6 protein-coding genes and 2 pseudogenes are annotated in these 9,640 nt (G+C 54.9%); 5 read left to right on the top strand and 3 right to left on the bottom strand.

All coding sequences use genetic code 11. From position 1 onward, the window contains the following. Positions 1 to 3 precede the first annotated feature (3 nt). Both BN1139_RS04590 and BN1139_RS04595 read left to right on the top strand, forming a co-directional pair. Complete coding sequence (locus tag BN1139_RS04590; RefSeq protein WP_005351378.1) at positions 4 to 3,006, top strand: DUF748 domain-containing protein; 3,003 nt, start codon at positions 4 to 6, stop codon at positions 3,004 to 3,006. 224 nt (positions 3,007 to 3,230) lie between these two features. Beyond that, positions 3,231 to 3,827 carry an acetate uptake transporter gene (locus BN1139_RS04595; protein ID WP_005336948.1) on the top strand — a complete coding sequence of 199 codons (597 nt, stop codon included), beginning with the start codon at positions 3,231 to 3,233 and terminating at the stop codon, positions 3,825 to 3,827. Between the two features lie 81 nt (positions 3,828 to 3,908). Here the strand turns inward: BN1139_RS04595 and BN1139_RS04600 are convergent, their stop codons facing one another. Together BN1139_RS04600 and BN1139_RS04605 are read right to left on the bottom strand one after the other, a co-directional pair. After that, positions 3,909 to 4,673, bottom strand: a complete 765-nt coding sequence (locus BN1139_RS04600; RefSeq protein ID WP_041980229.1) for a M90 family metallopeptidase — start codon at positions 4,671 to 4,673, stop codon at positions 3,909 to 3,911. A gap of 76 nt (positions 4,674 to 4,749) precedes the next feature. After that, the gene (locus BN1139_RS04605; RefSeq protein WP_005351374.1) at positions 4,750 to 5,187 is read right to left on the bottom strand and encodes a GNAT family N-acetyltransferase; all 438 of its coding nucleotides are present in this window, start codon (positions 5,185 to 5,187) and stop codon (positions 4,750 to 4,752) included. 348 nt (positions 5,188 to 5,535) lie between these two features. Here BN1139_RS04605 and BN1139_RS04610 point away from each other — a divergent pair, with 348 nt between their 5' ends. The 3 genes and pseudogenes from BN1139_RS04610 to BN1139_RS20805 all read left to right on the top strand — a co-directional run. After that, a complete protein-coding gene (locus BN1139_RS04610; protein ID WP_005336959.1) occupies positions 5,536 to 7,035 on the top strand; it encodes an alanine/glycine:cation symporter family protein in 1,500 nt (499 codons plus the stop codon). Between the two features lie 125 nt (positions 7,036 to 7,160). After that, positions 7,161 to 7,664 (top strand): annotated as a pseudogene (locus BN1139_RS04615) (transposase domain-containing protein); the annotation flags it as partial. 13 nt (positions 7,665 to 7,677) lie between these two features. After that, positions 7,678 to 8,175 (top strand): annotated as a pseudogene (locus tag BN1139_RS20805) (IS4 family transposase); the annotation flags it as partial. A gap of 180 nt (positions 8,176 to 8,355) precedes the next feature. Here the strand turns inward: BN1139_RS20805 and BN1139_RS04620 are convergent. Further along, entirely contained in the window at positions 8,356 to 9,429 is a 1,074-nt protein-coding gene (locus BN1139_RS04620; RefSeq protein WP_005351370.1) for an acyltransferase family protein, read from the bottom strand. Positions 9,430 to 9,640: the final 211 nt, after the last annotated feature.

Consider the following 9,640-nt stretch of genomic DNA (forward strand, 5'->3'; position numbering starts at 1 on the left):
CAAATGAACACCACCGAGCCCGCGTCCCCCAAGCTCCGCTTGCTGCGCTACCTTGCCTACGCTTTTCTGCTGCTTCTTATCCTGATCACCCTGCTGCTGTGGCAAACCCCCCGTCTGGTCCAGCGCTATCTGCCCGGCTGGCTGTCCGAGCACTACGGCCTGCAACTGACGCTGGGGGAGATTGACGTAGGGCTGCGCAACCCTTCTCTCACCCTCGGCGCGACTGCCCTGCTCGATGCCAAACAGCAGCCTATCATCCGTTTTGAGCAGCTCTTTATCACCCCAAACCTGCAAGCCAGCTGGCAGCAGAAAGGGGTCGTGCTTTCCGCCGTCACCCTGACCAAACCCGTGGTGCTGCTGCAACGTCTGACAGACAAAAAAGGGGATGTTCGACTCAATCTGACCGATGCGCTGGCGACCCTGCTCGCCCCTGCCCCCTCCCCCGAGCCCGAAACAGCCAGCGCCCCGCTGCTGATCGATATTGCCAGTGTCAATGTCACTGACGGCCATGTGCGCTATCAGGATCAACGCAAGGAGAGCGAACCCGGCTGGTTGCCGCCCCTCAATCTGGAAAAAGTGACCCTTAAGCTCGATAACCTGCGCACCGAGGCAAATCACCCGACCGCCTATCAGCTGAGCGCCGCCATCAATGGCAAAAGCAGCCTCGCCGCTCATGGCAAACTCGATGTGATGAGCGGCATGGGTCAGGGCAAAGCGAGCCTCAAACAGGTCGAGCTGAAACCCTTCGCCCCGCTCTGGGCACCCTATCTCAAGCTGGATCTGGCCAAGGGCCACGCCAATGCAGAGGTGCAGTACCAGCTTAAAGAGGGCAAGCAAGGAGTGCTGTGGCAATTGTCCAAAGGCAAGCTGACCCTGGACAACTGGCAGCTTAAAAAACACAAGGGCGACGAATTTGCCCGCTTCGGCCAGCTGGCCCTAAGCGATCTGGCGGTCGATGGCCAGAAACAGTCGCTCCAGATCGGCAAGGTGACCCTGCAACAGCCCCTGCTCAAGGCCACCCTCAACCCACAGCAGGAGCTGGATCTGGCTGACTTGCTGATTGAACAGGCCCCCGCCAAGCCCGTCAAAGGGGCCCACGCCGCAAACGAGGTGGCCAACAATGCGGCGCCCAAGTCGGCACAACAAGCAAAGACAGCCGGTAACGGCAAGAAACATGCGCCAGACAAACCCTGGCAGTGGCAGATCAAGCAGATCCTTATCGACAAGGGCGATCTCACTCTCATCGAATCGAGCAGCGGCAAACCGCAGGCACGCCAGCTCTCCGGCCTCAAGCTGGCGCTGGGGCCACTGGGCAGCAAGGGGGAGCAACCGAGCAAACTGACTCTGGCCACCCAGTTCAACCAGAGCAGCCCCCTCGCCTTTGATGGCCAACTGACCCTGACTCCTTTCACCTTAAGCGGCGACATCAACCAGCAGGGGCTACCCCTGACGCTGGCACAGCCCTATCTGGCCGATCTGGTACGCATCAAGGTGCAAAACGGGCTGCTGAGCAGCAAGACCAGACTTGATCTCGCCACCACCGCCCAGGGAGATCTGAGCAAGCTGACCCTGCAGGGGGGGCTCGATATCAACGGGCTCAAGGTGGTCGATCGGGCAGACAATCAGCGGCTGCTGGAGTTCAACACCCTGGCTCTCACCGGTCTGACGTACGACGGCATCAGCCAGCAGATGCGGATCAAGGACATTGCTCTGAATAAGCCCTTCGCCCGCATCGAGATCAACGAGGATGGCACCACCAACCTGCAACAGCTGCTGTTGCCGCAACCGGCGGCAACCAACAGCACTCACGCGACGGCTGGCAGCAAGACTCCCGACTTTCGTTTCACCATTGACCAGCTGCGCACAGAGCAGGGCAACCTGCGCTTTGCCGACCGCAGCCTGAGTCAGGATTTTGTGGCCGATATCGCCTCGCTGGGCGGCCAGAGTCGCCATATCAGCAATATTCCGGGGCAACGCTCCGATCTCGCCTTCAACGGCAAGGTGGATCGCTATGCGCCGGTGACCATTCGCGGCGGTACCAACCTGCTGGTCGCCAACCCGATCCTCGACATCGCGGTCGCTTTCCACAATCTGGAGCTCACCACCTTTACCCCCTATTCGGGTACCTATGCCGGTTATGCCATCGACAAGGGGCAGCTCTCCATGAAGCTGCACTACAAGCTGGAGGGCAACCGGCTGGAAGGGGATAACGACATCACCATCAAGAAGCTGCAACTGGGCGAGAAGATCAAGAGCGATCAGGCCAAGGATCTGCCGCTGGGGCTGGCCATCGCCCTGCTAAGCGATGCCAACGGGGTGATACAGATGAACCTCAAGGTGAAGGGGGATCTCGATCAACCGGACTTCAGCATCGGCAATATCTTCTGGGATGTGCTGGGCAACACACTGAGCAAGGCGATCACCTCCCCCTTCTCCCTGCTCGCCTCGCTGGCCGATGGCACCGAAGATCTCGACGAACTTCCCTTCCTGCCGGGGGAGCCCGATCTCACCCCCACCCAGCAGGAGAAACTGGTCAAGCTGGCGCAGGCCCTCAAGGATAGACCCAAGCTCAGCATGAACATTCGCGGCAAAGTCAATTTCAACGAGGAGCGCCCCATCCTGCAACGGCAAAAGCTGGAGCGGGTACTGGCCAAGCTCACCGGCAATCAGGCAGATCTCGACCTGCTGGAACAGGACCCCGCCCTGCAAGAGGCGCTGGCCCAGGCCTATGAAGAGCGCTTTGGTGAAGATCTGGATGATCTGGCCGATCGGCTCCATCTGGATGAAGAGAGCGCAGCACTGCGGGCCCAGGCGGTGATCCTGCTGCGGGATCAGCAGCTCATCACCGCCAAATCCCTGCGCAATCTCGCCATGCGCCGGGCGCAAAATACCAAGGAGTTTCTGGTCGACAGCCAAGGGATCGCCCCGGAGCGGCTGTTCGTGCTCGACAGCCAGGTCAAGGAAGAGGACAAGGAAGCCAAAGTGATCCTGACACTGGATCAGTAAGGCCGCCGCACTGCGCAAAAGCGTAAGAAAAATACAACCCCTCAACTATTTTGACACCTTTTGCTCACCAAACAGCCTGTCTTGGTGAGCATTTGGCCACTGATGCAAATAATCACGTAGTTTTTTTACGATTTATCCCCCTTGCCCCCTTGCGGGCGCGCCACAGCCTGCCTAAAATCGCGCGTCTTTTGTTAACCCCCACCTCTATTTTTGGAGAACGCCACGTGAGCGAAAAATTGGCCAACCCTGCCCCTCTGGGTCTGATGGGTTTCGGTATGACCACCATCCTGCTGAACATCCATAACGCAGGTTTCTTCCCCATCAGCGCCATGATCCTGGCCATGGGCCTGTGCTACGGCGGCATCGCCCAGATCATCGCTGGCATCATGGAGTACAAGCGTGGCAACACCTTCGGTGTGACCGCGTTCACCTCCTACGGCCTGTTCTGGCTGAGCCTGGTGTTCCTGCTGATCATGCCGACCATGGGTCTGGCCGAAGCCACTCCGCACGCCTACATGGGTTGGTATCTGCTGATGTGGGGCATGTTCACCCTGTTCATGCTGGTTGGCACCATCAACTACCCGCGCGCCAAGCAGTTCGTGTTCGCCTCCCTGACCGTGCTGTTCTTCCTGCTGGCCGCCCGTGACTTCACCGGCAGCACCCTGATCGGTACCATCGCCGGTTTCGAAGGCATCATCTGTGGCGCCAGCGCCATCTACCTGGCCATGGCCACCGTGATCAACGAGCAGTTCGGCCGCACCGTAATGCCGATCGGCGATCACAAGAAAGCAGCCGCCGTACAGCTGAAAGCCGCTGCCTGATAGGCAAGCCACTCAGATTGTGAAAAAGGCACCCTCGGGTGCCTTTTTGCTATCTCGAATAACCGTTCAACAGATCGGTTATCAGCTCAGTGACTTGACGTCCACCTCCCCCGCCAGCAAGCGGGTCGCGGGAAAACGCTGCGCGGGATCCTGGCTAAAGAACTGGCTCAGTTGCCGGTATACCGCGGGATAAACCTGCTGCAGCCGCAGCGGATCGGTAAAGAAACACTCGCAGCTGACGGCAAAAAATTCGGCAGGATGTTCGGCCGCATAGGGATCGATGGCGGTTACCTCATCCCGATCGAGCTGCTGGCACAGCTCATCGAAGGCGGCCTGAAAGGCCTGCTGCCACAGCTGGCTGCTCATCGGCCCCGGCAACGGCGGCGCACCGTCCGCCTCACCGCCCAGCATATCGAGCTTGTGAGCCAGCTCGTGGATCACCAGATTAAAGCCGTCCCAGTCGCCATCCTGCTGCAGTTCGCTCCAGGCCAGCACCAACGGCCCTTGCGGCCAGGATTCGCCAGCATTTTCCTCTTCAAACTCACTCACCAGACCGAACTCATCCTGCACCTCCTGGCGCCGGGTCACGGGCTCGGGAATAATGATGATTTCGTGAAAGCCGCGATACCAGTCAAGACCGAGATGAAGAATGGGCAACGCCGCCTGCAGCGCCAGCACCGCCTGTTGACGGTGGCTGAGCTCTACCCCGATCAGGGTCAGGGTCTTGCGCTTGAGTAGCTGTTGCCCCAAGCCGATAAGCGTCGTCTGCTCGGCGTCGCTGAGCCCTTGCAAGATGGGCACTGCCGCCAGCCCCTGACGCCACAGCGCCATCTCATCGTCACTCATGGGCGTTTGCGGGCGACCACCCAGCCATTTGAACCATCCCAGCACGCCTACTCCTTCTTTTGATGCAAACAACAGGTCACAACAGTTTGACGAACCGTTTCGGCCGCTCCTGATAATCCTGCGCCAGATAAAAACGGTGGGCTGCCTCGCGCTTGAGACTACTGGATAGCTCCAGCTGGGCGCAACCTGCGGCCCGCGCCATCGCTTCGGCTCCCTTGAGCAGGGCTGCGCCCACTCCCGCCCCTCTTGCCCCTTCATCGACAACCAGCGCCGAGATCAGGCCCCAAGCTGGTGCAACATGCAGCGGTGCCAGCTTGTGCCACACCAGCACGCCGACCACCTTGTCGCCTAGGGAGGCGAGCAGCACAACGCTCGCGGGATCCGGCGTCAACAGGCGCGCCGTCACGTCAGCGCCTTCGGCAGGATACCCCAATTGGGCGAACAGGTGGGCGATGGCGCTCCCGTCGTCGACCTCAGGGGGACGGATCGTCAACGTCTCAGGATCATTTTTCATTGTTGGCCTCATGTTTGCTTTCCATTGTGTTACGCCCGTCACATTGTCTGGCGCAGATCAACAAGGAGGACCTCATCTTTACTCATAGAAAACGCTGCCTGCCATTATCCCCCCACCCTTGTCAATTCACAAATTTGCAACAAGGCAACATTTTTCGCTGGGAAGCACCGATACAACTCGATATGTTACAAGCCATGCATGGCGCGTGTTTGCGCTCTGCTTAACCCCTCAACCTCGCGCTCATTTGTTAACTGGATTGTTAACAAATGGGGCCAAAAACAGTGACAGAGAGCGAGGCCAAGATCTCGCCAAGACAGCGCCACAAACACAACAAAGGAGTTGTTGTACATGAATGAAATCGTCAATGCCATCAATGGTGTAATCTGGAGCCCTGCGCTCATCTACCTGTGTCTGGGGGTCGGTCTTTACTTCTCCCTGCGCACCCGTTTTTTGCAACTGCGTCATATCAAAGAGATGGTGCGCCTGATGTTTGATGGCAAGAGCACCGATGCCGGTGTCTCCTCCTTCCAGGCGCTGGCCATGACCCTGGCCGGTCGCGTGGGTACCGGTAACATCGCCGGTGTGGCCACCGCCATCACCTTCGGTGGTCCGGGCGCCCTGTTCTGGATGTGGATGGTCGCCTTCCTCGGCGCCAGCTCTGCTTTCGTGGAGTCCACCCTGGGTCAGGTTTACAAAGAGAAGATCAACGGTGAATACCGCGGCGGCCCGGCCTTCTACATCGAGAAAGGGCTTGGCATGAAGTGGTACGCCTGGACCTTTGCCATCGCTACCGTCTTCGCCTGCGGCGTGCTGCTGCCGGGCGTGCAGGCCAACTCCATCGGTTCCAGCCTGCAGACCGCCTTTAATATCGATCCGAACGTCACCGCCGCCGGCCTGGCGCTGCTGCTCGGCTTTATTATCTTCGGCGGCGTCAAGCGTATCGCCAGCTTCGCCAGTACCGTGGTGCCCTTTATGGCGCTGGGCTACATCATCGTGGCTTGCGTCATCATCGCCCTGAATATCGGCCAGCTGCCGGGCGTGATCCTGCTGATCTGGAAGAGCGCCTTCGGTCTGGATGCCGGTTTCGGTGCCATTCTGGGTCTGGCCATCATGTGGGGGGTAAAACGCGGGGTCTACTCCAACGAAGCCGGTCAGGGTACCGGGCCGCACGCCTCCTCTGCGGCGGCAGTGAGTCACCCGGCCAAGCAGGGTTTGGTTCAGGCGTTCTCCGTCTATATCGACACCCTGTTCGTCTGCTCCGCCACCGGCTTTATGCTGCTGATCACCGGGCTCTATAACGTACAAGGGCCGGACGGCGCTGCTATCTACACAGGTATTGCCGGTATCGCAGCAGGCCCGGGCTATGTGCAGACCGCTATGGAGAGCATGATGCCGGGCTTTGGCAGCATTTTCGTGGCCATCGCGCTATTCTTCTTCGCGTTCACCACTATCGTTGCCTACTACTACATCGCCGAAACCAACATCGCCTACATCAACCGCAAGATAAATCGCCCCTGGCTCACCTTCTTGCTGAAGATTGCGCTGATGGCTGCCACTGTCTACGGCACCGTCAAGACGGCAGATCTGGCGTGGGGCATGGGTGATATCGGGGTTGGCCTGATGGCATGGCTCAACATCATCGCCATCCTGCTGCTGCAAAAGACCGCCTTCACCTGTCTGAAAGATTATGAAGCGCAGCAGGCACAAGGGATTGACCCCGTATTCCACCCGGAGAAGCTCGGCATCAAGAACGCCGATTACTGGGTGGGCAAACGCTCCGAAGAGAACCTGGAGCTGGAGAAATCGGGCCATCAGTTCGAGCCGGATCAGGATCGCAAGACCTCCTGAACCAGAACGACATAAGACATCAATAAAAATGGCAGCCGAAGCTAATGCCGATCAGTTAAGGATCCATTGACCGACCCTTCTGTTGTGTGAAAATCCGAAACCTGTTGATTGGTTTCGGATTTTTTATGCGTATCGCCCATGCTCTCGATTTCCTGCACGCCAGTAATGCCGCTCAGTTTGAGTCACTCTCAGACCTCATTCCTCCCGACCTCATCACGACACTGCTCGATGAAAAAGGCGTCGCTACCCTACGGCGTCGCCGCATGCCCATGGAGCGTCTGGTCTGGGCCATCATCGGCATGGCTATCTTCCGCCACGTCCCTATGACCCAGCTGGTCAATCAGCTTGATATCCTGTTGCCCGGCGACCGCCCCTTTGTTGCCCCCAGCGCCTTCCTGCATGCTCGCCAAAAACTGGGGGACAAGAGCATCGAACGCCTGTTTCACGAGACCGCCTCTCTCTGGCACCAGCAGGCCAATCATCTCGGTTGGGCCGGGCTGCAACTGCTCGCCGTCGATGGCGTGATGTGGCACACACCCGATACCCCGGACAATGCCGCTGCCTTTGCCAAGCCCGGTACCCGGCATGGCGAGACGGCCTATCCGCAGGTGCGCATGCTTTGCCAGATGGTGGGCGAACAACCCCAAGCTGATAGACATGTCACTCAAGGATGCAGGACGGCGGCACTGCTGGGCAGAAATGCTGAATATGGATGTGAAATCAGGGCAATACGAGTATCGGCTGCTCCGGCACGGGTTCGCCGAGGAGAAGTGATGCTGCATCTGGATGACCAACTTGCCACGAGAGACATGGCCAGCAATCGCTCGCCGAAGGTCTGGTGTGGGTCAGTCTGCTATCACTGGTGCTGACACGACGAGTGGCACAGACGCTGATGAAAGAGGGTTTATCAACGCTCAAGGCTGCGAAGAGTGACGTGACATAGTGGCTACCGATATTGGAAGCGATAGCGCACCGAACCATCAGTGAAATAAGGGAGCGATTGGAATGGGCTGTTGAGTTTTTGTCAAAAACTCTCGCCGGACAAAATAAATAAAATCGATGCAAAGCAGGACGTTGCAAGGTGTTTTAATTGCCGTTTTTCTTAAGGTCCTGTACATGTATCGCCGCTTGGATAAGTGAGTGCCCTGTATAAATGATGGAGTAATATTGTAATGATAAACAAACTGGCCCCTTAATCTGGAACCGGCAAGAAAACCCCGAGCGTAGTGGTCACTCGGGGCTAAAAGAATAACAGTTTTATGGCTTACTTAAACGATGACATATATTCACCAAATCAAGCATCACTTAAAACAAGAAACATTATTGCCTTTTATACTCCCAATGAAAAATATCATAGATAGATTTCTTTAATTTCTTTGCCATATGTATTTCAAACAGAACACCAAAGAAATATGAAATAACATTGGACATAGTAAATGCAACAATAAATACCGTGTAGCCACCACCATAGTGAGTTACTAGCAAATCAAATATTGAATAATGAATCAAATACAAAGAATACGAATAGCTTGCTAAAAATGTAGATGCTCGCACTACAATATTTTTGAAATCAAATCTTGTGGATATCTCCACCAGTAATATAATTATTCCAGCAAGATACAGAGCAAATAAATGATCGTATTCTTGCAGGTTATCCATCACTCGATAACATGCCATTACTGTAATGACCACCATCATTGCAAACATTTTTCCGAGGCTGATGCCTTTTAATATCGAATATTTATAAATGTAGTAAATCATCACACCATAGACCCAATACAAGGTCAGCCCATTACCTCTTCCACCAATTAAGTTATATATTGGCGCTATTGACAGCAAGACAATAAAAAAATAAAAAAAAGCATTTTTGCTTCTATTTTTAAATGCAAAAAACAACACTCCAACAAAAAGATAAATCCACCACTCTATTGCTACTGTCCATAGCGGCCTTGCCGAACCAAAACTAGTCGCAACATTTATAAATGGATAATCTTGAAGCATAAATAAATTATATATAAACGTCCTTATATTAAATGCCTCATTGTATTTATACAAACCACCGTTAACTGACTGGTTAAATAAGTCAATCACAACAATAAAAATAAGAACTGGAATAAATGATGTATATATCCTAACAAATCTATCAACAAAATAGTGGAGAAAGCCATAATCATTTCGATGCGACTTTCTACCTAAACTATATGAAATAACAAATCCAGAAAGAATGAAAAACACAACAACGGCAATATTTTGCATCCACGGAAAGTTGGGCTGATGAAATCTTACTGCAATGCCACAAAATGAAATCCCATGACCAACCACTACCAGCTGAGAAGATATGCCTCTAATTAAATCCAACATCGAGGAATTACTTCTAGAAAGTTCTCTTTCCAATTTAACACCTAAGTTTTTAATTCACAAAAACCATATGCGATTTCACCTGCTTATGGCAATAAGCATTTATCGCCGCATTATATACGTTTTTTACTCCATGTAGGCATTGTTTCCCAAATCAGCCAGCAAGTCATGACTTCGCCAGCCCCTGGTGACCGCTACACTCGGGGCTTTCTGACAGGTAGGCCAAGGGTATTCATAGATGGTCGCC

This window comes from Aeromonas veronii bv. veronii, assembly GCF_000820225.1.
GTDB classification, from domain to species: domain Bacteria; phylum Pseudomonadota; class Gammaproteobacteria; order Enterobacterales; family Aeromonadaceae; genus Aeromonas; species Aeromonas veronii.

Coding starts and splice junctions, on each gene's coding strand:
- BN1139_RS04600 (WP_041980229.1), bottom strand. CDS start 4,673: ATGAGTGACGATGAGATGGCGCTGTGGCGTCAGGGGCTGGCGGCAGTG.
- BN1139_RS04610 (WP_005336959.1), top strand. CDS start 5,536: ATGAATGAAATCGTCAATGCCATCAATGGTGTAATCTGGAGCCCTGCG.
- BN1139_RS04605 (WP_005351374.1), bottom strand. CDS start 5,187: ATGAAAAATGATCCTGAGACGTTGACGATCCGTCCCCCTGAGGTCGAC.
- BN1139_RS04590 (WP_005351378.1), top strand. CDS start 4: ATGAACACCACCGAGCCCGCGTCCCCCAAGCTCCGCTTGCTGCGCTAC.